This window comes from Microbacterium arabinogalactanolyticum (genome assembly GCF_030268005.1).
In the GTDB taxonomy this organism is placed as follows: Bacteria; Actinomycetota; Actinomycetes; order Actinomycetales; family Microbacteriaceae; genus Microbacterium; species Microbacterium arabinogalactanolyticum.
Map to the genome: position 1 here is coordinate 1,117,101 of NZ_BRZC01000007.1, position 22,640 is coordinate 1,139,740.

The window sequence follows — 22,640 nt, forward strand, 5'->3', positions numbered from 1 at the left end:
CAATGACGCCCCTGAAGAGAATCGTGGCGGGTGCCGCCGCGGCATCCCTCGCGACCGTCGCGTTCGCGGTGGCCGCAGCACCACCACCGGCGGAGGCGACCACGGCACGCACACCGGCGACCGTCGTCGAGAAGCTGACCGGGCCTGATGCCCCGAACAACACCTGGGGTCGCTGGGACATCAAGGCCACCGATCTCGGCATCATGTGGGACGACGGCGCAGGGCATGTGCTCACGGCTTTCGGCGACACGTTCGGCAACTCCTGGACCGGCCCCGGCGGCGGCGCGCCGCCCAACGGCAACTGGCGCAGCAACGTGCTGGTGCGCTCCAGCGACGGCGACCTCGCCGACGGGATGCTGTTCGACTGGGCGGCCCAGGGGCCGCAGGGCGTCGCACGCGAGATCATCCCGTCGAAGAAGATCAACGGTGTCGAGATCACCACGATCCCCACGACCGGCATCTCGGTCGGCAAGCGGCAGTACCTCGGGTTCATGTCCGTGAAGCAGTGGGGCCCGCCGGGTGTGTGGGACACGAACTTCGCCGGCATCGCGTACTCGGATGACGGCGGGGGCACCTGGAAGGTGTCGGACACGCGGTGGGAGAACGCCGACGGACACGACCCCTTCCAGATGCAGGCCTGGGTGCAGAAGGGCGGCACGATCTATGTCTTCGGCACGCAGAACGGGCGCAACGGCCCAGCATCCGTGGCCAAGGTGCCCGCGTCGAAACTGCTGGACAAGTCGGCCTTCCGGTACTGGAACGGCACGGACTGGAGCCGGAAGGAGTCCGACGCCGTTCCGGTGATGGATGCTCCGATGAGTGAGATGTCGGTGCAGTACGACGCCTACAGCAAGCGGTTCCTGATGATGACGCTGTCGGGTGAGGACATCATCATGCGCACCGCGACCGCCCCGGAGGGCCCGTGGACTCCCGCGCAGACCGTGGCGAGCTCCACCGACTACCCCGCTCTGTACGGTGGGTACTTCCACCCGTGGAACAAGGACGGCGAGATCTACTTCACGATGTCGCAGTGGAATCCGTACAACGTCTATCTGATGCGCCTGCGCATCGACCGCGACGGGAACATCATCGACCCGAACCTGGTCACGGATGCGAGCTTCGAGCGCTCCACGACGCTCGGCGACGGAACGAACGGCACCTGGGCGGCGAAACCGAACTCGGGCATCGACAACGCCCCGGCCGCCGGCTTCACCGGGGACCACCGCGCGTTCGTCCGGTACAACAGTGGATGGCGGGACATCTGGCAGGACGTGGCCGTCGAACGCGGTGCGAAGTACCGGCTGACCGGGTTCCTGCGCACCTCGGTGAACAGCGACAACGGGTTCTTCGGCGCCCGGACGCTGGACGGCGTCCCGATCGGCGAGATCAACTTCCACTCCGTCGGCGCCTGGACCCGGTTCACCGTCGAGTTCGATGCGGGCGACCGCGACGCCGTGCAGGTCTTCGGCGGCGTGTGGACCAACAGTGGCGACATCTGGATGCAGCTGGACGACGTCTCGCTGACGAAGGTCCGCTGAGCATGACGCGGTGGGAGGGCCGCGCGGGCCCTCCCACCGCACCCACGACGCAGAAGGAGCAGATCATGACGCAGAGGTTCGCGTTCCACGTGGTGACAGACAAGCCGATGCATGTGGGTCAGCAGATCGTGTTCGACGAGGTCAATCGAAGCGGGGTCTGGCGCCGTGTGCAGGAACGCGCCCCTGAGGTCGCTCGGATCTATGCGGATGCCGCATCCGACAGGCCGGTTGAGTTCGATCACCATCTCGCCGTCGCCTTCCGAGAATTGGCCATGGAAGACGTGCGAGCAGAGGAGTTCCCCGATTATCCGTCGAGGCGCAGCAGCCTCTACGTATCGGGGACACTGGCGGATGCCGAGGGATGGTGCTCGCTCTTCGTCGACTGGGGCCGCCCGACTTATCAGATTGTGCGCCTCACGATCGACGGTCGATGGTTCAGCGGCGACGCGCGCAACTGCTTCGTGGGCACGGCGGATCGAGCGACGAATCTTGACCTCGCCAGAAGATACTGGTCGAACGCCGAAAAAGCCGGCGACGGCCAACCGATCTTGGAGACGCTGGTCGACGGGAGGATCGAAGTCGTGGAGATCATCCGCACCGTGAACGCGAACCTTTCCCCGTCGGCGTCAGAGGAGCAATGAGGATGACCGACTCGAAGCGCACGCGGGGCCTGATCCTGAATGGAGCATCTGGCGTCGGAAAGTCGCGCACACTGCAGGAACTCGGGGCGCTGCTCGGCGAGAAGGCCGTGGCACACGCGCTCGTCGATCTCGACTTCCTGACACTGTCGTGGCCCCGACCGCAGGACGATCCGTGGGGCGGACAGGTCGCGCGCGAGAACCTGGCCGCGGTGACCTCGAACTACCGGAGAAACGGCATCGAGCGCGTCGTGGTCGCTCACGTGTACACAGATAGGACTCATCTGGACGGCTGCCGAGCAGCTCTCGGAGCGGCATCCGCCGACGAGGCACCGTTGATCCGGCTGCGAGCCTCGCGCGCTGTGGTCGAACAGAGACTCCGCGCCCGGCACGCCGCGGACGCCCCGTGGGAACTGGACGGGTTCCTCGCCGGGCACGACGCCCTCACCCACGCCCTCGATGCGGCGGACCTCGACGATCACATCATCGATGTCGATGGCCTGGACCCTCGAGCGGTCGCCGAGCGCGTCATCGAAGCGGCAGGATGGTGACGGCATGACGGACATCTCCCTTGCGGATGCGGAGCCCGCAGACATCACCGGGCTCGCTGACGCGTTCCGCGACTGGCCCAAGCCGGCCGCGCTCTTCGAGCACTACCTCGATGAGCGGCGAGCCGGCCGGATCGACGTGCTGGTCGCGCGACGGGACGAGAGCCCGGCCGGATACTGCCTGATCATCTGGGAATCCGCATATCCTCCCTTCCGAGAAGCGGGCATCCCGGAGATCTCCGACCTCAACGTCCTGCACGCGCACCGCGGTGCAGGGCTCGGTCGCCGGCTGCTCGACGAGGCGGAGAGGTGCATCGCGACGAGAGCGGGCACCGCCGGCCTTCGCGTGGGTCTGTATGCCGATTACGGCATCGCGCAGCAGATGTACGCGCGCCGGGGGTATCTGCCCGATGGCCGCGGCGTCAGCATCGACGGGGAGCCGGTGCCGCCGGGCACCATGATCGCGCTCGATGACGAACCGGTCCTCGCACTCACCAGGGCACTGAGATGACGCCGACTGTCCCTCGTGTGGTCTTTCGAGCGCTTCGCGGCGGAACCCCCGATACCGGTGCCTGATCGGGATGGTTCGGGTCCGCCGGGCCGGCTCTGCCTGAGCCGGCCCGGCGCACGTGACGTCGCAGTTACGCCAGGCCCTGCACCCGGAACTGCTCGGAGTGGTACACGCTGCTGTTGCCGGTGTTCCACTGACTGACGCTCAGATGCAGGTCGCCCAGAGTGGACCCGGGGATGATGTAGCCGCCGTAGAGCTGCGCGACGTGCGTGGCATCCTCCGACCCCCAGCTGCCGCCCCACAGCAGGGTCGTCTTCGCAGCCGTGTAGAGGTTGTCGGTCGGCGTGTTCAGCACCATCGCGTCGATCCGGTAGTCGGCCGCGTTGAACCACGTGAGGATCCACTTGCCGCCCAGCGGTCGCAGGCACATCTCGCCGAACTTGCCTGGCAGCACCTCGGTGGCGGGCTTCCCCCAGCCCCACGACCCATTCGCGAATCCCCACGGCTCATAGGCGGACAGCTGCGTCATCTGGCTCGATGCCACGCGGTACAGCACGATTCCCTTGTCACGCTGGAACCCCGTCCCGTAGCTGTAGACGTAGCCGTCGTTGCCCAGACCCCAGGTGATGCACTGGAAGCGCCCGCCCGCCATGTCCGCCGGGAACTTCAGCCCGGTGTGGAACCAGGTGGCTCCGCTGTCGTCGGATGCCCACAGCTCGGTCCATCGCACCATGCCGAATTCCGGACCGTTGACGATGGCATGCAGGTACATCCGCGATCCGATGGTGATGACATCCGAGGGGATGACCGTCTTGAAGTAGGCGTCATGCGGGTAGTACCAGAGCTGCGGGGCCACGCCGGTCGTCGCTGTCCCGGCGCCGGCGCATCCGTTGAACGTCACGCCCGCCGTCAGATTCGTCGTCGACGAGTACAGGGCCACGGGTGAGCGCCAGTTCGCACCGCCGACGTGATCGGCCCAGGTGTCGCCGAACACGAAGAGCAAGCGCCCGTCGGGGGTGCGCGCCGGGATGCCCAGGTCGGTCGCCCCGACGCCGTACTGCACGCTCGTCTGGGTGCCCGCCAGCACCTTCAGCCGAGTGACGGTCAGGGGCCCGGCGGCCGACGCAGCCGGTGCGGCCGTGATGCCGACGGCGGATGCCGCGCCCACCGCCCCCGCAGCGAGAGCACCCTGCAGCAGTGCGCGACGACTCATCCATGGTTGGCGGTACTGCTCGGTCATGCTCGACTCCTTCGTCGTGAGGTCGGCTTCAGCGGCCTCTTGGTTCGGCCGACGCTACGTCGGCCAGGTTCTCCCTCGCCCATGCCTCGATCTGCTCGGCGACCTCTCCGGCCGAGAGTGCATCGGTGTCCAGCACCGTCACCGGCCAGCGCGGATCGTCCCCGCTCAGCGTCTCCCAGCGCGACCAGTCCATCGCCACCGGCGTGTCCACGCGGATGACCTCCGGCGCGTGCTGCGGATCCTCCGAGTGGCGCCGGAACCACTGTCCGAACCGCAGGTGGTGTACGAGCGAGTCGGCTGGTTCGCCCCGGCCGATCAGGCGCGCCTCCTGCACCTGCGGTGATGCCGCCAGCACGCAGATCGCGATCCCGTCGAGCTGCTCGGCGGACGGCACGGCGAGCAGCTCACCGGGCGGCACCTGGCCGAACAGCAGCACGTGCTCGCCCCGCGACTGGGCCTCGAGGGCGAAACGGACCCACCGCTCGGTGGCGTCGTGACGCCAGGCCGTGTCCGCGCCATCGGGCACGCCGATCGAATCGAACTCGACGCGGATCACGGGAGTCCCGAAGTCGACCTCGCGCAGCAGATCGAGGGCGGTCGACTTGCCCGTCCCGCTCGCGCCCGTCACCGACAGCAGCATCCTGGTCCTCCGCTCACTTGAGTCCGGCCATCTTGATGTTCCCGATGATCTGGCGCTGGAAGATGAGGAAGAGGATCACGACCGGAGCCGCGGCAAGGACCGATCCCGCCATCAGCAGGCCGAGCTCGGTGCTCCGCTCGGAGCGGAACGTGGCGAGATACTGCTGCACCACGAAGCGCTCAGGGGTCGTGATCGTCATGATCGGCCACACGTAGGAGTTCCAGTAGGCCAGGAAGGCGGTGATCCCCATCACGACGAACGGCGGCTTCGACAGGGGCAGGAAGATGCGCCAGAAGATCTGGAAGCGGCCGCATCCGTCGAGCATGGCCGCCTCCTCCAGGCTGGCCGGGATGTTCAGATAGAACTGCCGGATGAAGAACACCGCTCCCGCGCTCGCAGCCCCCGGGATCACGAGCACCGCGAGCGTGTCGAGCATCGACAGGCGCGTGACCACGATGAAGCTCGTCAGCAGGATCGTCATGCCCGGGATGAACATGGTCGTGATGACCGCAACCCACAGCGTGCGCTGGAACCGGAAGTTGAGGCGCGCGAACGCGTACGCCGCGAGCGAGTTCACGGTCAGGCTCAGCACCGTGAAGAGCACGGCGCCGAGGAACGTCCACAGCATCGTTCGCGTGAACGTCGGGTCGGCGAGGATCTGCGCGTAGTTCTGCCAGCGCCACACCTCGGGGAAGAACTGGAACGGCGTCGAGACGACCTCGGTCTTGGACTTGAAGCCCGCGATCACCATCCAGGCGAGCGGGAAGAGCGCGGCGACGAGGAAGATCAGGCCGACGACGACCTTTCCGGCCAGCGCGAGCCAGCCGCCCGACGTCCGCGGCAGTTTCGACCGGCCGGAGGGCTCCTTGCCCGCGAGCACGATACGGGTGGTCTCACCCTGCATGACGGCCATCAGTCGACCAGCCTCTCGGAGTTGACGAACTTGAACACGAGGGCCGAGACGGAGCCCAGGACGACGAACAGCAGCAGTGCTGCAGCGATCGAGTAGCCGACGTTGATGTCGTTGCGGAAGTGGTTGAAGATGAACAGGTTCGGCAGTGTGGTCGAATCCAGGGGCCCGCCGCCGGTCATGACGAGGGGGAGCTCGAACTGCTGGATCGCCGCGACGAACCCGGTCACGAGCAGGTAGAGGAAGACGTTCTTCATCTGCGGGATGGTGATGTAGAAGGTCTTCTGCCACCAGCCGGCGCCCTCCATCGCCGCCGCCTCGTAGTACTCGGTCGGGATGTCGACCATCGCGGCGACCATGATGAGCGAGGTCAGGCCCATGCCCAGCCAGACGGCCGGAATCGCGATCGCCAGGAGCGCCCAGGCGGGATCGCCGATCCACGCGATCGGATCGATGCCGAAAGCGCCGAGGAAGGCGTTGAGCAGACCGCCGGAGTAGTCGTAGATCAGCACGAAGATGATCGACGTGATCACGCCCGAGATGATGGTCGGGACGTAGATGCTGACCTTGAGGATGCTGGCGAAGCGGCGCGACACCGCGACGACCAGGCTGGAGAACAGGTACGCCAGCACGAGCATCGGCGGCACGGTCATCAGCACGAACACGAAGCCACGGCCGATCGTCGCGATGAACAGGGGGTCGCTCAGCACGTCGGTGAAGTTCTTGAACCCGACGAACACGGGCTCCTTGTAGAAGCTCCAGTCCTGGAAGGACAGGAACCCCGCGTAGAAGGCCGGCCAGATCACGAAGATCCCCAGCAGGATCAGCACCGGCGCGAGCATCAGCAGCGCGAGCTTGGTGTCCCTGTAGCGGTAGCGGTCATGGCGCTGACGCTGTTGGCGCCGCACGCCCCTCTCGGCGGTGGTCATCGGTGGTCCCGTCCTGTCGGCATGGTTCCGGGAGCCGGCGCCAGTCGGCCGGCTCCCGGATCTCGGATGTCAGTTCTTCGGCGCCTTCTCGGGCAGCTTCTCGCGATCGATCACGGTCTGGATCGCCTTCTCGGCCGTCGCGATCGCGGCATCCGGTGTGGCAGCGCCCTTCATCACCGACTCCATCGCGGTGCCGACGGCGAGGGACACGTCCCACGGGTAGGTCGGCTCGGGGATGGCGGTCGGGGCGATGTCATCGACGACGACTTTCGACCAGGGCGCCTTCGCGGCGGCCTCGTCCTTGGCGACGGCATCCTGCACCGACTTGCGGACCGGGACCTTGGTGAACTGGGTATCCACGAAGAACGGCACGAGGTTGGCGGTGTCACCGGCGAGAGCCCACTCCAGGAACTTGCCCGCGGCCTCGGGGTTCTTGCTCTTCGCGTCGATCACCCACTTGAAGTTGCCGAGGGTGGTCGCCGTGCGGCCGTCGGCGCCGGAGGCGTTCGGGAACGCGCCGACGCCCGTGTTGGTCAGCATGTCCTTGTAGTCGGAGCCGATCTGCGACATCATCCACGAGCCGGACACCTTGAAGGCGACCTTCTTCTCGCCGAAGTCCTTGCCGCCGACGTACGCGTCGAGCGCCTGCTTGGCCATGTAGCCCTTGTCCCAGAGCTCCTTGTACTTCAGCATCAGGCTCTTGTAGCCGTCGTTGTTGATGTCGGGCTTGGTCCAGTCGTCGGTCAGCGCGGTGTGACCGGAGAAGTTGTACTGCTGTCCGACCGTGGACCAGGCGAAGGTCACGGCGTCGGATGCCGGGGAGATGCAGTACGTGCCCTTGGCGAGCGTCGGCTGGATCTTGGCGCAGTCCGCGAGCAGCTCGTCCCAGGTGGTGGGACCGGCCTCGGCGTCGACGCCGGCCTTGGTCAGCATCTCCTTGTTCCAGAACAGCACGGTCTGCGCCTCGAGCAGCAGCGGATACGCGTAGTACTTGCCGCCGATCTCGGAGACGGGCTTCGCCGCATCGATGATCTCGTCGAGCTTGGACTGATCGACGACCTTGTTGAGCTCGTAGAGCTGACCGGCGTTGACGGCGTCCTGGATGCTGCCGGAGTGCGTGTAGATGTCGGGAGCCTTGCCTGCAGCCTGCGCCGCCTTCATCTTCTGGTCCCACGCGTCGGCCGGAACCTCGGTGTCGACGACCTTGATCTTGTCCTGCGAGGCGTTGAACTTCTTGACGATGTCCTTGTACCAGGCGTTCTCCACCGGGGTGAAGGTGCGGTGCCAGAACTGCACCGTGGTGGCGCCGCCGCTGCCGCCGTCGCCGTCCCCGGCGCCCTGGCCGGGAGTGCTCGAACCGCAGCCGGCGAGAAGGCCGACCGCTGTGACCGCGCCGAGGGCGGAGAGGATCATCCGCCTCTTGCGAGAAGTGTTGATTGCCATTGGTTCCTCCTCAGGAACACGAATCGTCGTCGAATCGGGGCTGTGTTCGGCTGGTGCCGAGGGACACGGGCGGGCGAACGGGCCGCGCCGACCGGGTAGAGGTCACGTTAGACGAAATCGATTTCAAGCACAAGGGACTCCCTCAAGGCGCTCTGCGATCGAGTCGGGCGGAGAACCAGAAGACGTTGTACGGACCCCAGAGCGACAGCGTGAAGTACACGCTGCGCCCGTCGGCGGAGGTGTACCGCGGGTTCAGATAGGGCGAGTAGAGACCTGGGTAGTCGCTCGCCGACGCCAGCTCGATCGGCTCACCCCAGGGACCCCACGGCGTCGTCCCCTCGCGGATGTAGGCGTTCCCGGCATCCGAATAGGTCATGATCCAGCGGTCGAGATAGGCCGACCACATCACCGAGAGCTCGCCGATCGTGCCCTCGAGCACAGTCACCGCGTCGGTCATGTCCGCACTCCAGTGCGGCTGCGCGCCGTCGGCTCCTGCGAAGTACTCGTAGCCCGACTGCGATTCCACGGCGCTGCGCTCGGACCGCACGCGCATGAGTTGGACGCCGCCGAACCTGCCGGAGCGGATGCCCCAGATGTACACGTAGTCGGTGCCGCCGTCCGTGACGTGAGCCGTCGCGAACTGGACGAAGTTCGAGTCGCCCGGCCAGCGCACCCCGGGAACCGGATGCCAGCTGTCCCCGCCGTCGGAGGATGTGATCAGCGCGGAGTAGTTCGCATCCCAGGCCCCGGGGTCACCCCAGTGGGACACGGACATGTACGAGACGTACATGTCGTCGCCGACGGTGAATCCGTACGTGGGGATCTTCGTCACCTCGCCGCCGATGTCATTGGAGTCGTGGTCCCCTTCGACGAGCGCCGCGGCCAGGCCGATGTCATCCACGTGCCAGCCGTCGAAGGTGATGCCGTCGGTCGGATCGTCGTCGGTCGTCCACGCCGCGACATTCGAGCGCCAGAACCCGCCCTGGCCGCCGACCGAGTCGGGATCCCTCTCGCCGAAGGTGTCACCGAAGAGGAAGAAGGTCCGCTCGCCGACGTTCACCATCGAACCGAGATCGGTGCCCGCCACACCCACCGAGGCGGTGTCGTTCATGGCGCCGGGTCCGGTGAGCTGCGCGATCTCGGTGACGTCGGAGATGCCCGCGAGCACGAAGGGCTTGTCGGGGTCCGGATCCACCGCGACCGGCCCCTTCGCAGAGCAGGCGCCGAGCGCAAGAACGGATGCTGCGACGACGACCGTCGCGAGCGCTCGCCGAGGTGACGTGAGATGGCCCATGATCCTCCTTGATCTGGCCACACTCTACTGAAATCGATACCATTGCGAAATCGATTTCAATGCGGAAGGAGATCCGATGGGCTTGGCTGAGCGGTTCACGGAGGCGGCACCGGCGACGGCGGACGGCATCTGGCTGCGACCGGCGGGGGTCGCGGATGCCGAGCCGCGCTGGGGGCACGCCCACGGCATGCAGATCGGCATCCATCCGATCCCGGGCCCGCGCGGACTGCTGCGGGTGTTCACCCCGTACCTGGATCACCCGCGCGAGCGGCTCGTGAACTTCATCGCGGTGGAGCCCATCCCGCGAGGTGAGGACCGACGGGGATATTCCGAACTGGAGCCGAGTTCACTCGACCCCGGCGAGAACGGAAAGCGATTCTGGTCCGGTGACGAACCCGAGGGCCTCGCCGCACCGGGGGACCCGCTCGCACCGGGCCGCGGCGTGGTCGAGACGATCGACGGCGTCGAGACGCTGACCGTGTGGATCGGGGTGGAGCGGTTCGACAACGGGGCGGACGTGCGGGTGCGCGTCCGATTCCGCGCGGACCGCCCGCGCGAGGTGGAAGTGGCCGGATTCGAGAACGAGGGATCCGCACCGCTGCAGCGCCTGGTGCTCACCGCGACCATGGGCAACTGGGCGCGACTGCGCCGGCTCGAGCTGGCCGACCGGACCGTCACTCCGGCCGAGCTCTGGCCCGGGTTCGAGGGCACCGGCTTCACCGAGCACGGGCGGTTCGGACTGGCCGAGCTGCGCCGGGAGGGTCGGACGGCGGTGGTCAGCGCGATCGGCGACGAGGAGGAGCCGTGGTCGGTCGCCTATGCCGACGACACCGCGGAGCACTGGCGGTTCGTGGGTCTGCGGTCACGACAGACCTGGCGCGTCGACGACCCGCACCCCGAACTCGAGACCCTCGTCAATGCTCGGTGGTCGTACTGGGCGAGCGCCTCCGAGATACCGGGCGGGCCGGCGTTCGAGAACTTCGAGATATCCGAGCCCTTCCGCCAGGGCGCGAGCTTCCGCTTCGCCGTCGATCCACTGGACTGACGCCGGCGAGAGACCCCGTTCGACATGAGAAACCACCCCGCGCATGATCTCTCATGCGCGGGGTGGTCTCTCGAGGGGCGGAGCCGTCTCAGGCGTATGCGGCCACCACGCGCGCGACGGCCTCGCGCTCGGCATCCGTCGGCTCGTCCAGCGCCATCCGGCAGTAGGAGTCCGCGACGCCCAGCACCCGATAGCCCTCCTTCATGCGCGCCATGTCGCCGCCGATCAGGGCAACGACATCGTCGACAGCCGCCTGGGCGGCGGCGATCGCCGAGGCGTCCCCGGAGCGGCCGGCATCCGCCAGCGCCCGGAACGGCTGCGGCGTGACCGAGGAGACGCCCGAGATGACCCCCTGCGCGCCGGCGTCGACCGCGGCGATGAGATCGCGGTCGGCTCCCGTGTAGAGCTCGAAGTCCGCGGGCACGGCGGCGCGGTAGGCGGCCAGCTCGTCGAGCGACAGCTCGCTGACCTTCGCGCCGACCACGTTCGGCAGCCCGGCGAGCCGCACCAGCAGCTCGGGTGACACCGGGTTCCCGCTGCGCGCCGGGTAGATGTACACGTACAGCCGCCCGTCGCCCACGGCATCCGACACCTGCCGGAAGTAGTCGAACACCGCGTCGTCCGAGGCGCGCAGGTAGTACGGCGTCAGCGCCGCGAACTCGGTCGCGCCCAGCTCCCGGGCGACGCGGGTGAGTCGGACGGCCTCGAAGGTGCTGGGGCGTCCGACGTGCACGACGACCCGCATCCGGTCCTTCAGCTCGTCCAGCGCCGCCGAGACGAGTGCGGTGAACTCGTCGAGGTCGACGGCGGGGAACTCGCCGGTCGTGCCGAGGACGAACGCGCCCTCATTGCCGGACTTCCCGACGTAGCGGAAGATCGCGCGCGACCCCTCCAGATCGAGCGATCCATCGCGCCCGAAGGCCGTGGGGATCGCGGTGAGGATGTCGTAGCGGGTCACTTCTCGTTCTCCTTGTCGGTGCGGCGCGCACGACGCGCGCCCTTCTTCTCGATGTTGCGCACGGTGGACGTGAGCAGTTCGGGGTCCTGCGCGAGCTCCTCGCGGGCGTGCTCGATCTGCTCGATGCTGGACGTCGGCAGGATCGACTCCTCGAGCGAGGCGCGCTGCTCGCGCGGCTTGCGGGCGGCGCGGATCGCCGGCAGGGCGATGGAGAGCACGGCGAGCAGCAGCAGCGCGATCGCGATGGGGCTGACCACCGAGAAGAACGGCTTGGTCGGCAGGATGGCCATCGTGCGGGCGAGGTTCTCCTCCGCGAGCGGGCCCAGCAGCAGGCCGAGGACGACGGGGCCTGCCGGCACCTGCATCCGCTTGAGCAGCACGCCGACCACGCCGAAGACGAGCATCGTGATGACGGTCGACAGGCTGTTGGAGGTGGCGTAGGTGCCGATGATGCAGAAGATCAGGATGCCGCTCCACAGGTACTGCTGCGGCACGTCGAGCAGCTTGACCATGCCCTTCATCCGCACCAGGCTCAGGCCGAGCGAGAGCAGCGTGGCGAGGAGCATGATGCCGACGATGGAGACGACCAGGTCGGGACGGTTGGTGAAGAGCGTCGGGCCGGGGGTGATGCCCCAGATGATCATCGAGCCGATCATCACCGCCATGACCGAGTCACCGGGGATGCCCAGCGCCATGGTCGTGGTGAGCGAGCCGCCGAGCGTCGCGCTGGAGGCCGTGTCGGACGCCGCGACGCCCTCGATCGAGCCCTTGCCGAAGCGCTCCGGATGCTTGGATGCGCGGCGCGCCTGCTCCCAGCCGATGAGCCCGGCGATGTCGCCGCCGGCTGCGGGGATCAGGCCGACTCCGAGACCCACGCCACCCGAGATCGCGGTGGCACGACCGGTCTGCTTCATCTCGCCCCAGGTCGGCCACCAGCGGCCGAGGCTGGAGATCGGCCGCACCCGGTTCTTGCGGTGGGTGAGCAGCTGATCGAAGAGCTCCGCGATGCCGAAGAGGCCGATGATCACGGCGATGAAGTTCACGCCCTCCACCAGCTCCAGCGATCCGAAGGTGAAGCGCTGGTCGGCCGTGGCGGCATAGGTCCCCACGGTGCCCAGCATCAGGCCGAAGAGACCGGCGAGGATCCCCTTGACCATCGACTTGGACGAGATGCCGATCATGATGGCGATGCCGAAGATCACCAGGGCGAACAGCTCGGGAGAGCGGAAGTAGTCGCGGGCGAAGCTGGCGATGGGGACGGCGGCGACCGAGAACAGCACGAGGGATGCCAGGATGCCGACGGCCGAGACGATCGCGGAGACGGTCAGGGCGAGTCCCGCCTTGCCCTGCTTGGCCATCGGATACCCGTCCAGGGTCGTCGCGATGGACGCGGGCGTGCCCGGGGTGTTGATCAGGATGGACGGCACGCGGTCGCCGAAGTTGGCGGCGACGTAGATGGTGAGCATCACGGCGAGGCCCTGCACGGGCTCGAGTGTCATGGTGAAGCCCGCTGCGAGGGCGACGGCCATGGTGGCCGTGATGCCGGGGAAGGCGCCGACCATGAAGCCGAGCACGAGACCCACGCCCATGTTCAGCAGGATCTGGACGTCCAGCAGGGCGTTCAGGCCCTCAGCGAAAGCGTTCACAGGGGAATCCTCAGCAGCATGCCGAACACGACGTAGACGAACGCCGTGACCGCGACGGTGTAGATGATCAGGCTCAACCAGCGGCGGTGGCCGTAGACGAGCATCAGGGAGGCCATCAGCAGGCCTGCAGCGATCGGGAAGATCTCGATGCGGTAGCCCATCAGCACCACCGACCCCAGCGACCAGAGCGCGACGAAGGCGCAGGCGATCGCCAGCGTCGCGGCCATGCGCAGCAAGCCGCCGGGCTGGATGCGCTCGATGTCCTCGCGGCTCGGCGCGGGCCGCGAGATCGCGATGACGAGCAGGATGACGGCGAGGGCGACGGCCGCGACACCGAGCACTGTGGGCCAGAACCGGGCATCCATCTGCCCGGCCGCGGCCTCGCGGCGCAGCGGGATCTGCGTGGCCAGGAACAGGTAGCCGGCGGCGAAAGCGAGCGCGACGACGGCGAACGCGATCTCGAGCCCGCGCGACGGTGCCGCGCTCTGGTACTCGTCCTCGACGGGGGTGTCGGTGGTCGACATGGGTGTCCTCTCGAGAGGCCGGGACCGGGCCCGTGGACCCGGTCCCGGGGCACTCAGCCCAGCAGGTCCTTGAACAGGGTGAACTGGTCCTTCACGAACGAGGTCCACTCGGCCGAGTCGCGGTACACGACCAGGTTTCCGGCCTCCGTCTGGAACTTCTGGTAGCCGTCGGATTCGACGGCCTTCTTCACGGCGTCCTCGAGGGTCTTGTGCACGTCGTCCGGCAGGCCCTTGGCGGTGTAGATGCCGCCCCAGCCGCCGAACTCGACCTTCTCGCCGATGGCCTCCTCGACGGTGGGGACGTCCTTCGCGTCGGGGTGGCGCTCATCGTGCATGACGGCGAGGATCTTCACGGCATCGCCCTGCGCGAGCGCCTCACCGAGACCCGAGACCGCGGCGACCGTCTCGCCGGAGGCCGCGGCGCCGACGGCGGTGGCGCCGCCGTCGTACGGGACGGGCGAGAACTGGGCGCCGGTGGCGTCGGCGAGACCGACGGTCGCGGCCTCCCAGATCGAGCCGGCACCGGAGTTCGCGACCGTCACAGCACCGGACTTCGCCTTGGCGACGAGCGCTTCGAGCGAGTCGATGCCGCTGTTCGCGCCGACGGTGATCACGCCCGGTGCGAGCATGATCTGGCCGAGCAGATCGTAGTTCTCGGGCAGCACCTTGGCGCCCTGGGTGGTGTTGAGCATCGCGATCTCGACGGGCGCGAAGCCGATGACGTAGCCGTCGGCCTTCTGGCTGCCGACGTACTCCATGGCGAGGGCGCCGGCAGCGCCGGGCATGTTCTCGGGGACGACGCTCACGTCGAGGATCTTCTCGAGCTCGGTGGCGAGTGCGCGCGAGGAGAGGTCGGAGCCGCCGCCCGGGTTCGCCTGGATGATCAGGCGGATGTCCTTCTCGGGGAAGGCCGACTCGGCACCTCCCTCTTCGACCTTGGTGCAGCCCGCCAGGACGAGAGCGGTTGCGGTGACGGCGACGATGGCTGCGGCCGCTCGGGACATGCGGATGCGGGGCATCTTTGCTCCTCGGTGCTGGTCGACCGTGTTGTCGACGCTGGCGAGCGTAGCAGTGTTCACTGTTAACAGTCAACACCGAGACGTCGACCACGCATCCCGGTGAATCGACTCAGGGCGTCTGCTGCGGGAGCTCGCTGAGCATGCGGTCGCGGGCGCCGTCCAGGTGCGCCGTGAGCACCTCGGCCGCGCGCGCGGCATCGCCGCTGCGCATGACGTCCATCAGCACGACGTGGTCGCCGGCGGAGTCGTGCAGATCGTCGTCGTGGTTGATCGTGACGTCGAGCAGTGCCGTGAACGTCGGCAGGTACTGCTTCCAGGCGCCCTCGAGGCGGGCGTGGTCGGCGAGCACGTAGATCTGCGAGTGGAAGTCGAGGTCGGCCTCCACGAAGGCGGCATGGTCACCGGCATCCGCTGCCTCCGCCATCCGCTGGACGGCGTCCGCCATCGTCCGCCAGCGAGCGTCGTCCGCCACGCGGATCGCCCGCGACAGCGCGAGCTGCTCGAGCGCACCGCGCAGGCTGTAGAGCTCATCCACGTCTTCGCCGGTCAGCCCGACGACGAAGACGCCCCGGGGCCGCTGGATGCGCACCAGCTTCTCGAAACTGAGCTGGGTGAGCGCGTCGCGCACCGGTCCCCGACTGACGTCGAACTCCTCGGCGAGCGCCTCCTCGGTGATCCGCTCCCCCGGAGCCAGCACGCCGCGGACGATGCGCTGCCGCAGCACGTTCGCGATCTGCGCGCCCAGAGACTCGCCTCTTCTGACTGTGTCCGACACCGGCACTCCCCTTGTTGACTGTTGACAGGGTACATCCTCCGTCAAGGGGTCTAGGATCGACGAGGAATCCTTCCCCGAGCACCAGGAAGCGAGGTGGTTCATCATGTCGAGTGACAGTCACAGTCGCAGACACGTCATCCCCTCCGCTTCCGCACCGCTCGGCTGAGCGGCGGCGTCTGCTGCGACGCGCGCCACGGCGTTCCCGTAACCCCGCTCAGTGCGGCGGTGCCTTCCTAAGGCACGCCCATGACTCCCACCCAGCTTCAGACCGTCTCCGAGGCCGCCGACGAGATCCGTCGCCTCATCGCCCAGGGTGATCTGCCCGGCGCATCCGCCGTGCTGACCCCTCTCGCCGTTCCCGAGGTCGTCGAGCTCGTCGACCGGCTCCCCAACGACGACGCCGCGATCGTGTACCGCCTGCTCGCCAAGACCCGCGCCCTCGCGGTGTTCGAGGCCCTCTCCCCCGGCACCCGCGGCGACCTGGTGCAGGCGCTGCGAAACGTCGAGATCACTGCGCTGTTCGCCGAGATGGATCCGGATGACCGCGTCTGGCTGCTCGACGAGCTGCCGGCTTCGGTGGCACCCCAGCTGCTGCGCGGCCTCACCCGGCAGGAGCGCGACCTCACCTCCGGCATGCTCGGCTACCCGCAGGACTCCATCGGGCGCCGCATGAGCCCGGAGTTCGTCACGACGCATCCGCAGCTGACCGTCCGCGAGACGTTCGCGCGCATCCGCGCCGCGCTCGACAGCGCCGAGACCGTGTACACCGTGCCCGTGACCGACGCCCGGCGTGTGGTCGGGGTCGTCAGCCTGCGCGATCTGATGTCGGCGGATGAGGACGCCGTCATCTCCGACGTGATGAACGAGCCGCACGTCGCCGAGGTGACGGAGAACGCCGAGACAACGGCCCGCCGAGCCACCGACTACAGCCTGCTGGCCCTTCCGGTCGTCGACGGCGAGCAGCGGCTGGTTGGCATCCTCACCATCGACGACGCGGCGCGCATCCTCAAGCAGGAGGAGAGCGAGGATGCCGCGCGCCAGGGCGGCGTGGAGCCGCTGCGCCGCTCGTACCTGGGGACGCCCATCCGTCAGCTGGTGCGCTCGAGGGTCGTGTGGCTGCTCGTGCTCGCGGTCGGCGCGACCCTGACCGTGCAGGTGCTGGACACCTTCGAGGCGACGCTCGCGCAGATGACCGTGCTCGCGCTGTTCGTTCCGCTCCTGATCGGCACGGGCGGGAACACGGGCAACCAGGCGGCGACCACGGTGACGCGCTCACTCGCGCTGGGCGAGGTCAGCCCGCGCGACGTGCTGCGCGTGCTCTCCCGCGAGATCAGGGTCGGATTCTGCCTGGGGCTCCTCCTGGGCACGCTGGGATTCGTGATCGCGGGCCTGATCTACGAATGGCACGTCGGCCTGGTGATCGGCCTCACCCTGGTCGCGGTGTGCACGGTCGCGGCATCCGTGGGCGGGATGATGCCCCTGGCCGCCCGCGCGATCCGCGTCGACCCGGCCGTGTTCTCCAACCCGTTCATCACGACGTTCGTCGACGCGACGGGTCTGGTGATCTACTTCCTGATCGCGAAGACCGTGCTGGGCCTGTGAGGCTCAGGCCCGTCGGCCCTACGCTGGGCGCATGCCATCGTCCTCACCGCCGACGCCCGCACTCTGGGTGAGTCTGGCTCTGCCATCGGATGCTGATCTCAGCGCCGAACTCGCGGAGCTGCTGAGCGGACTGCGGATTCCCGCCGCAGTCCGCCACACCCGGTTGTTCGGGACCGGCACGATGGCGATGGTGCCGGCGGATGCCGAGATGTCGGTGCTTGCGATGACGGAGGGGTATGGTCCGGAAGTCGGTTGGGTGCATACCGACGAGGCCCTGCTCATCACAGCCCTCGACGCGCTGGCGGGGCCGGGAACCCTTATCGATGATCAGCCGTTCACCGCAAGAAGGGGTGCCTTGCGGTCGGATGACTTGATGCCGACGCCCGACTCGCCTGCCGCCGTGAGCCGGGAAAGGCCGGAGAGCCCGGACATACTGGCGAGCTCGGCACCGGTCACCGTCGTCGCGTGGACGACGCATCAACGCCGTGATGAGATCGCGATGATGGGCGCACGGCTCAGCATGGTGTTCGACTCCGTCGACGCCGGTCCTCTCGGCATCGCGCTGAAGCCGGCCAATCCCGGCCGCGTTGCGGAGGCGATGGCCCGCGAACTGTGGCGGGCTCACGATGGAATCGCCGTGTGGCGTGCCGGTGACGAGGCTGCAGCGGCTTTCGTTCAACGCGGCGAGACAGCGTTCGCCGCGTGGGATGCCCGCTGGATCGTGGTCGATCCGAGTCGACCTGGGCAGCTCGTTGGCGGCAGGCCTTTGAGCGCGCGACTCCGTGACGCGACGTCTCGTGACCACGATCCGGCCGCCTGGATCAAGCAGTTCCGCCTCGACGAGGGGCGAGCGACCCGCCTGCGGGCGCTGTTCCGACGTGAACCGCATCGCGAAGTGCTTTCCGAGCTGATGACGACGCTCGCTCTCCCTCACGACTGGTTGCGCCTGCTGTCGGATGCTCCGGACGACACGGACAGGATCGAGCCGCGCTCCGAGCGGCAATTGATCAGCTCCGAGCCACAGCGGATGATGAACGACGGCACTGCCGAGCCGCAGATGCCGTTCCGCCACCGGCATCCGCGGCGCTGGCTTGCACTCGCCCTCTGCGGGATCATCGCATTCGCGGCATACGGCACAACACGCGTCTTGAGCGGAGCCGGGACCGGATGGGGCCTGGTCGTCGGCAGCGCGATCTGTCTCATCCTTCTGGTGTTGGACGATGCCTTCGCCCGCGCATGGAGAGGCGCGCCTGACGAATCACGCAAAGACCCGGACGCCACCGGCTGATCGATGGCCGCCGATCTTCGCCCCTGCTGAGCTACCTTGCCCCTGCTGACACACGTGAACCAGCCGGGGCGAGGTAGGTGAGCAGGGGCGGGAAGGCTTGCGCTCAGGCCCCGCCGCGCGGGGCCTCGTCATCGGCATCCGCGTCACCCTCCGGCGCGGTCAGGGTGCGCGGATGCCACAGCACCACCTCGGTGGAGCGGCGGATGCGCCGGCCGGATGCCAGCGAGACGATCGACCCGGTCGCCCCGGCGGCGAAGACGCGAACGCCGGGGCGGCTCTCCCGCTCGGCGCGCAGAGCGCCCTCGAGCTCTGTGACGCGGGAGCGCAGCATCCGCACCTCGTCCTCCAGGTCGAGCAGACGGGCGATCGCCGGGAGGCTCATCCCCTCGCTCGACAGCTGCGCGACCTCGCGGAGCTGCTCGATGTCGCGCATCGAGTAGCGCCGCGAGCCGCCGCGCGTGCGGCCGGGCACCACCAGGCCGATGCGGTCGTACTGCCGCAGCGTCTGGGGGTGCATGCCGGCCAGCTCGGCAGCGACCGCGATCGCGAAGACGGGGGACTCGGCATCCATGTCAGGCCTTGGCCTTCGCCATCATCTCGGCCCGCGGGTTCTCCGTCGGCTCGAGTTCATGGAAGCGCTGCAGCGCCTCCTTCGCGGCGTCGTCGAGGTGCGAGGGGACGGCGACCTGCAGCTCTGCCAGCAGGTCGCCCGTGCCCTTCTTCGCAGAGGCGATGCCCCGGCCCTTGACGCGCAGCACGCGCCCGGAGGGCGTACCCGGCGCGACCCGCAGCTTGACCGTCTCGCCGCCCAGGGTGGGCACCTCGATGGTCGCGCCGAGCGTCGCCTCGGTGAACGTGACGGGCACCGTCAGCCGCAGGTTCAGCCCGTCGCGGGTGAACACCGGATGCGGGCGCACCGTGACCTGCACGACGATGTCGCCGGGCTCCCCGCCGTCGGGCGAGGGGCGGCCGCGGCCGCGCAGACGGATCTTCTGGCCGTCGGCGACGCCCGCGGGCACCTTGATCTTGAAGGGCTTGCCGTCCTCGGCCTGCAGGGTGATGGTCTCGCCCTTGGCGGCCGTGACGAAGTCCAGGGTGGTGCGGGCCGTGACGTCGGCGCCCTTCTGAGGGCCGCCGAAGCCACGGAATCCGCCCGACGACTGCCCGAACCGGCCTCCGCCGAACGAGCCGCCGCCCTGGTTGAACATCGAGAAGATGTCGTCGAAGTCGGCCTGACGGCCGCCGCCCTGCCCGAATCGGCTGAACACGTCCTCGAAGCCGCCCGCGCCACCGCCGCCGGGCGCGGTGAAACGCGCCCCCGAGCCCATCGCGCGGATCTCGTCGTACTCGCGACGCTGCTCGGCATCGCTGAGCACGCTGTACGCCTCGCTGATCTCCTTGAACTTCGCCTCGGCCGCAGCATCACCCGGGTTGGAGTCCGGGTGGTACTTCCGCGCGAGCTTGCGGTACGTCTTCTTCAGTTCCGCATCGGAGATGTCCTTCGAGACGCCGAGCGTCTTGTAGAAGTCCTTGTCGAACCAATCCTGGCTGGCCATCGATCACCTACTCCGCAGGAACGGCGACGACGACCTTCGCCGGACGCAGCTCGACATCGCCCAGCCGGTAGCCGACCTCGACGACCTCGAGGATGGTCGAGGTGGTGGCACCAGGGGTGGGCTGCTGGAAGATCGCCTCGTGCTGCTGCGGGTCGAACTCCTCGCCCTTCTCGCCGTAGGCGACGACGCCGAGCTTCTCGACCACACCGCGCAGCTTCTCGGAGATCACGGCGAAGGGAGAGCCCTCCTCCAGATCGCCGTGCTGCTGCGCGCGATCGAGGTCGTCCAGCACGGGGAGCAGGCCCTTGGCCACCTCGCCCTTGGCGCGGGCGATCTCGACATGGCGCTGCTCCTCGGTGCGACGCCGGTAGTTGGCGTACTCCGCGGTCAGGCGCTTCAGGTCGTTGAGCAGGGCGTGCTCGGCATCCACGATTCCGGCATCCGAGCCGTCCTCGCTGGACGCCTCGGGCGTCTGCTCGGCGTTCAGGATGTCATCCACCGTGAAGTCGTCATCCGAGCCCTCGGCTGCGGAGGCCTCGGCGGAGTCCTGGTTCACCTGCGGCTCGGGGCCGGATGCCGCAGCATCCGACCCCGCACCCTCAGGCTGAACCTCGTCGTTCTCGTCGAAGTTCTTGTCCGTCATGGTTACTTCTTCTCGTCCTCGTCGTCCACGACCTCGGCGTCCACCACGTCCTCATCGGACCCGGCGTCGGCGGAGGCGCCTGCGTCACCAGCGGCGGCGCCGGATGCGGCATCCGCCTGGGACTGAGCGTAGATGGCCTCGCCCAGCTTGCCCTGCGACGCGTTGAGCTTGTCGAACGCGGCCTTGACCGCGTCGTCGTCCTCGCCGGCGAGAGCCGTCTTCAGAGCGTCGACGTCGCCCTGCACCTCGGACTTGACGTCCTCGGGCAGCTTGTCCTCGTTCTCTTTGATGAGCTTCTCGATCGAGTACGCGAGCGACTCGGCCTGGTTGCGCTGCTCGAGGGCCTCGGCGCGCTTCTTGTCCTCGGCCGCGTTCTCCTCGGCCTCGCGCACCATGCGCTCGATGTCGTCCTTCGACAGCGACGAGCCGCCGGTGATGGTCATCGACTGCTCCTTGCCGGTGCCCTTGTCCTTGGCGGACACGTGCACGATGCCGTTGGCGTCGATGTCGAAGGTGACCTCGATCTGCGGGATGCCGCGGGGAGCCGGGGCGATGCCGGTCAGCTCGAAGGTGCCGAGCGGCTTGTTGTCGCGGGTGAACTCGCGCTCGCCCTGGAAGACCTGGATCGACACCGACGGCTGGTTGTCGTCGGCGGTGGTGAAGGTCTCGCTGCGCTTGGTCGGGATGGCCGTGTTGCGGTCGATGAGCTTGGTCATGCGGCCGCCCTTGGTCTCGATGCCGAGGCTCAGCGGGGTGACGTCGATCAGCAGGACGTCCTTGCGCTCGCCCTTCAGGACACCGGCCTGCAGGGCGGCGCCGACGGCGACGACCTCGTCCGGGTTGACGCCCTTGTTGGCTTCCTTGCCGGTCTCGCGCTTGACGAGCTCGGCGACGGCCGGCATACGGGTCGATCCACCGACGAGCACGATGTGGTCGATGTCGCTGACCTTGATGTTCGCCTCGCGGATGACATCCTCGAACGGCTTCTTGGTGCGGTCGAGCAGGTCCTTGGTCAGGTCCTCGAACTTGGCGCGGGTGAGCGTCTCGGACAGGGACACCGGACCGGACTCGGTCAGGGACAGGTACGGCAGGTTGACCGAGGTGCTGGTCGAGCTCGACAGCTCCTTCTTGGCCTGCTCCGCAGCCTCCTTCAGACGCTGCAGGGCGATCTTGTCACCCGAGACGTCGACGCCGGTCGAGTCCTTGAACTGCTTGATCAGGTAGTCGACGACGCGCTGGTCCCAGTCGTCACCACCGAGGCGGTTGTCACCGGCGGTGGCGCGCACCTGGATGGTGGAGAAGTCGTCGTCCTTGCCCACCTCGAGGAGGGAGACGTCGAAGGTACCGCCACCGAGGTCGAAGACGAGGATGAGCTCGTCCTCCTTGCCCTTGTCCAGGCCGTAGGCCAGAGCAGCGGCGGTGGGCTCGTTGATGATGCGCAGCACGTTCAGGCCGGAGATCTCGCCGGCCTCCTTGGTGGCCTGGCGCTCGGCGTCGTTGAAGTACGCGGGGACGGTGATGACGGCATCCGTCACGGTGTCACCGAGGTACGCCTCGGCGTCGCGCTTGAGCTTCATCAGGATGCGCGCGGAGATCTCCTGCGGCGTCCACTTCTTGCCGTCCACGTCGAACGACCAGTCGGTGCCCATGTGGCGCTTGACCGACGAGATGGTGCGGTCGACGTTGGTGACGGCCTGGCGCTTGGCGGTCTCGCCGACCAGCACCTCGCCGTCCTTGGTGAATGCGACCACCGAGGGGGTGGTGCGGAAGCCCTCGGCGTTGGCGATGACCTTGGGCTCGCCGCCCTCGAGGACGCTGACGACGGAGTTGGTGGTTCCGAGGTCGATTCCGACAGCACGTGCCATGTGATTCTCCTTGTTGTTGAAGCGGTGA

22 protein-coding genes are annotated in these 22,640 nt (G+C 68.0%); 7 read left to right on the top strand and 15 right to left on the bottom strand.

All coding sequences use genetic code 11. From position 1 onward, the window contains the following. Positions 1-2: 2 nt before the first annotated feature. The 4 genes from MIAR_RS16795 (at position 3) to MIAR_RS16810 (ending at position 3,235) form a co-directional block, all read left to right on the top strand. A complete protein-coding gene (locus MIAR_RS16795; RefSeq protein WP_285638236.1) occupies positions 3-1,538 on the top strand; it encodes a glycoside hydrolase family 183 protein in 1,536 nt (511 codons plus the stop codon). A 65-nt stretch (positions 1,539-1,603) separates the two neighbouring features. Next, positions 1,604-2,179 (top strand): DUF2441 domain-containing protein, encoded by a 576-nt coding sequence (locus MIAR_RS16800; protein WP_285638238.1) that lies wholly within the window; start codon positions 1,604-1,606, stop codon positions 2,177-2,179. A gap of 2 nt (positions 2,180-2,181) precedes the next feature. Further along, entirely contained in the window at positions 2,182-2,727 is a 546-nt protein-coding gene (locus MIAR_RS16805) for a hypothetical protein (RefSeq protein ID WP_285638240.1), read from the top strand. Between the two features lie 4 nt (positions 2,728-2,731). Further along, positions 2,732-3,235 carry a GNAT family N-acetyltransferase gene (locus MIAR_RS16810; RefSeq protein WP_285638242.1) on the top strand — a complete coding sequence of 168 codons (504 nt, stop codon included), beginning with the start codon at positions 2,732-2,734 and terminating at the stop codon, positions 3,233-3,235. A 130-nt stretch (positions 3,236-3,365) separates the two neighbouring features. On the opposite strand, the gene MIAR_RS16815 is transcribed toward MIAR_RS16810, so the two are convergent. From MIAR_RS16815 to MIAR_RS16840, 6 genes are all read right to left on the bottom strand, one after another. Beyond that, positions 3,366-4,475: a glycoside hydrolase family 183 protein gene (locus tag MIAR_RS16815; RefSeq protein ID WP_285638244.1), complete on the bottom strand. Its 1,110-nt coding sequence runs from the start codon at positions 4,473-4,475 to the stop codon at positions 3,366-3,368. A 28-nt stretch (positions 4,476-4,503) separates the two neighbouring features. Continuing rightward, complete coding sequence (locus MIAR_RS16820) at positions 4,504-5,115, bottom strand: DEAD/DEAH box helicase family protein (protein ID WP_285638246.1); 612 nt, start codon at positions 5,113-5,115, stop codon at positions 4,504-4,506. Between the two features lie 13 nt (positions 5,116-5,128). Continuing rightward, positions 5,129-6,028 (bottom strand): carbohydrate ABC transporter permease, encoded by a 900-nt coding sequence (locus MIAR_RS16825; RefSeq protein WP_285638248.1) that lies wholly within the window; start codon positions 6,026-6,028, stop codon positions 5,129-5,131. Beyond that, positions 6,028-6,954 carry a carbohydrate ABC transporter permease gene (locus MIAR_RS16830; RefSeq protein ID WP_285638250.1) on the bottom strand — a complete coding sequence of 309 codons (927 nt, stop codon included), beginning with the start codon at positions 6,952-6,954 and terminating at the stop codon, positions 6,028-6,030. The genes MIAR_RS16825 and MIAR_RS16830 overlap by 1 nt, the downstream gene beginning before the upstream one ends. Before the next feature lie 69 nt (positions 6,955-7,023). Further along, a complete protein-coding gene (locus MIAR_RS16835; RefSeq protein ID WP_285638252.1) occupies positions 7,024-8,397 on the bottom strand; it encodes an ABC transporter substrate-binding protein in 1,374 nt (457 codons plus the stop codon). A gap of 142 nt (positions 8,398-8,539) precedes the next feature. Next, positions 8,540-9,691 (bottom strand): glycoside hydrolase family 183 protein, encoded by a 1,152-nt coding sequence (locus tag MIAR_RS16840; RefSeq protein WP_285638254.1) that lies wholly within the window; start codon positions 9,689-9,691, stop codon positions 8,540-8,542. A 76-nt stretch (positions 9,692-9,767) separates the two neighbouring features. Here MIAR_RS16840 and MIAR_RS16845 point away from each other — a divergent pair, with 76 nt between their 5' ends. Continuing rightward, positions 9,768-10,736 carry a hypothetical protein gene (locus MIAR_RS16845; protein ID WP_285638256.1) on the top strand — a complete coding sequence of 323 codons (969 nt, stop codon included), beginning with the start codon at positions 9,768-9,770 and terminating at the stop codon, positions 10,734-10,736. Between the two features lie 88 nt (positions 10,737-10,824). Here MIAR_RS16845 and MIAR_RS16850 read toward each other — a convergent pair whose 3' ends face one another. The 5 genes from MIAR_RS16850 to MIAR_RS16870 are packed head-to-tail and all read right to left on the bottom strand — an operon-like array spanning position 10,825 to position 15,658. Beyond that, a complete protein-coding gene (locus MIAR_RS16850) occupies positions 10,825-11,694 on the bottom strand; it encodes a dihydrodipicolinate synthase family protein (RefSeq protein ID WP_285638258.1) in 870 nt (289 codons plus the stop codon). Further along, on the bottom strand, positions 11,691-13,340 hold the full coding sequence (locus tag MIAR_RS16855; protein WP_285638260.1) for a tripartite tricarboxylate transporter permease: 1,650 nt from the start codon (positions 13,338-13,340) through the stop codon (positions 11,691-11,693). The genes MIAR_RS16850 and MIAR_RS16855 overlap by 4 nt, the downstream gene beginning before the upstream one ends. Next, positions 13,337-13,864: a tripartite tricarboxylate transporter TctB family protein gene (locus tag MIAR_RS16860; RefSeq protein WP_285638262.1), complete on the bottom strand. Its 528-nt coding sequence runs from the start codon at positions 13,862-13,864 to the stop codon at positions 13,337-13,339. The genes MIAR_RS16855 and MIAR_RS16860 overlap by 4 nt, the downstream gene beginning before the upstream one ends. A 53-nt stretch (positions 13,865-13,917) precedes the next feature. Next, positions 13,918-14,943, bottom strand: a complete 1,026-nt coding sequence (locus MIAR_RS16865; protein WP_285638264.1) for a tripartite tricarboxylate transporter substrate binding protein — start codon at positions 14,941-14,943, stop codon at positions 13,918-13,920. 49 nt (positions 14,944-14,992) lie between these two features. After that, positions 14,993-15,658 carry a GntR family transcriptional regulator gene (locus MIAR_RS16870; protein WP_285638266.1) on the bottom strand — a complete coding sequence of 222 codons (666 nt, stop codon included), beginning with the start codon at positions 15,656-15,658 and terminating at the stop codon, positions 14,993-14,995. Between the two features lie 246 nt (positions 15,659-15,904). On the opposite strand from MIAR_RS16870, the gene mgtE reads away from it, so the two are divergent. Further along, positions 15,905-17,260 (top strand): magnesium transporter, encoded by a 1,356-nt coding sequence (gene mgtE / locus MIAR_RS16875; RefSeq protein WP_285638268.1) that lies wholly within the window; start codon positions 15,905-15,907, stop codon positions 17,258-17,260. A 31-nt stretch (positions 17,261-17,291) separates the two neighbouring features. Then, positions 17,292-18,548 (top strand): hypothetical protein, encoded by a 1,257-nt coding sequence (locus MIAR_RS16880; protein WP_285638269.1) that lies wholly within the window; start codon positions 17,292-17,294, stop codon positions 18,546-18,548. Positions 18,549-18,651: 103 nt separating this feature from the next. On the opposite strand, the gene MIAR_RS16885 is transcribed toward MIAR_RS16880, so the two are convergent. Genes MIAR_RS16885 through dnaK form a run of 4 tightly spaced genes read right to left on the bottom strand, consistent with a single transcriptional unit; the run spans position 18,652 to position 22,612 of the window. Then, a complete protein-coding gene (locus MIAR_RS16885) occupies positions 18,652-19,119 on the bottom strand; it encodes a heat shock protein transcriptional repressor HspR (RefSeq protein ID WP_285638270.1) in 468 nt (155 codons plus the stop codon). 1 nt (position 19,120) lies between these two features. Beyond that, entirely contained in the window at positions 19,121-20,104 is a 984-nt protein-coding gene (locus MIAR_RS16890; protein ID WP_285638272.1) for a DnaJ C-terminal domain-containing protein, read from the bottom strand. Positions 20,105-20,111: 7 nt separating this feature from the next. Then, entirely contained in the window at positions 20,112-20,747 is a 636-nt protein-coding gene (locus MIAR_RS16895) for a nucleotide exchange factor GrpE (protein WP_285638274.1), read from the bottom strand. A gap of 2 nt (positions 20,748-20,749) precedes the next feature. Further along, positions 20,750-22,612, bottom strand: coding sequence for a molecular chaperone DnaK (gene dnaK, locus MIAR_RS16900; protein WP_285638276.1), 1,863 nt, complete (start codon positions 22,610-22,612; stop codon positions 20,750-20,752). Positions 22,613-22,640 lie beyond the last annotated feature (28 nt).

What these genes read in the sequence shown, in the direction of transcription:
- MIAR_RS16815 (WP_285638244.1), bottom strand. Translation starts at nt 4,475, where the DNA reads ATGACCGAGCAGTACCGCCAACCATGGATGAGTCGTCGCGCACTGCTG.
- MIAR_RS16795 (WP_285638236.1), top strand. Translation starts at nt 3, where the DNA reads ATGACGCCCCTGAAGAGAATCGTGGCGGGTGCCGCCGCGGCATCCCTC.
- MIAR_RS16805 (WP_285638240.1), top strand. Translation starts at nt 2,182, where the DNA reads ATGACCGACTCGAAGCGCACGCGGGGCCTGATCCTGAATGGAGCATCT.
- MIAR_RS16880 (WP_285638269.1), top strand. Translation starts at nt 17,292, where the DNA reads ATGCCATCGTCCTCACCGCCGACGCCCGCACTCTGGGTGAGTCTGGCT.
- MIAR_RS16800 (WP_285638238.1), top strand. Translation starts at nt 1,604, where the DNA reads ATGACGCAGAGGTTCGCGTTCCACGTGGTGACAGACAAGCCGATGCAT.
- MIAR_RS16890 (WP_285638272.1), bottom strand. Translation starts at nt 20,104, where the DNA reads ATGGCCAGCCAGGATTGGTTCGACAAGGACTTCTACAAGACGCTCGGC.
- MIAR_RS16860 (WP_285638262.1), bottom strand. Translation starts at nt 13,864, where the DNA reads ATGTCGACCACCGACACCCCCGTCGAGGACGAGTACCAGAGCGCGGCA.
- MIAR_RS16830 (WP_285638250.1), bottom strand. Translation starts at nt 6,954, where the DNA reads ATGACCACCGCCGAGAGGGGCGTGCGGCGCCAACAGCGTCAGCGCCAT.
- MIAR_RS16895 (WP_285638274.1), bottom strand. Translation starts at nt 20,747, where the DNA reads ATGACGGACAAGAACTTCGACGAGAACGACGAGGTTCAGCCTGAGGGT.
- MIAR_RS16810 (WP_285638242.1), top strand. Translation starts at nt 2,732, where the DNA reads ATGACGGACATCTCCCTTGCGGATGCGGAGCCCGCAGACATCACCGGG.
- MIAR_RS16885 (WP_285638270.1), bottom strand. Translation starts at nt 19,119, where the DNA reads ATGGATGCCGAGTCCCCCGTCTTCGCGATCGCGGTCGCTGCCGAGCTG.
- MIAR_RS16840 (WP_285638254.1), bottom strand. Translation starts at nt 9,691, where the DNA reads ATGGGCCATCTCACGTCACCTCGGCGAGCGCTCGCGACGGTCGTCGTC.
- dnaK (WP_285638276.1), bottom strand. Translation starts at nt 22,612, where the DNA reads ATGGCACGTGCTGTCGGAATCGACCTCGGAACCACCAACTCCGTCGTC.
- MIAR_RS16835 (WP_285638252.1), bottom strand. Translation starts at nt 8,397, where the DNA reads ATGGCAATCAACACTTCTCGCAAGAGGCGGATGATCCTCTCCGCCCTC.
- MIAR_RS16825 (WP_285638248.1), bottom strand. Translation starts at nt 6,028, where the DNA reads ATGGCCGTCATGCAGGGTGAGACCACCCGTATCGTGCTCGCGGGCAAG.
- mgtE (WP_285638268.1), top strand. Translation starts at nt 15,905, where the DNA reads ATGACTCCCACCCAGCTTCAGACCGTCTCCGAGGCCGCCGACGAGATC.
- MIAR_RS16845 (WP_285638256.1), top strand. Translation starts at nt 9,768, where the DNA reads ATGGGCTTGGCTGAGCGGTTCACGGAGGCGGCACCGGCGACGGCGGAC.
- MIAR_RS16820 (WP_285638246.1), bottom strand. Translation starts at nt 5,115, where the DNA reads ATGCTGCTGTCGGTGACGGGCGCGAGCGGGACGGGCAAGTCGACCGCC.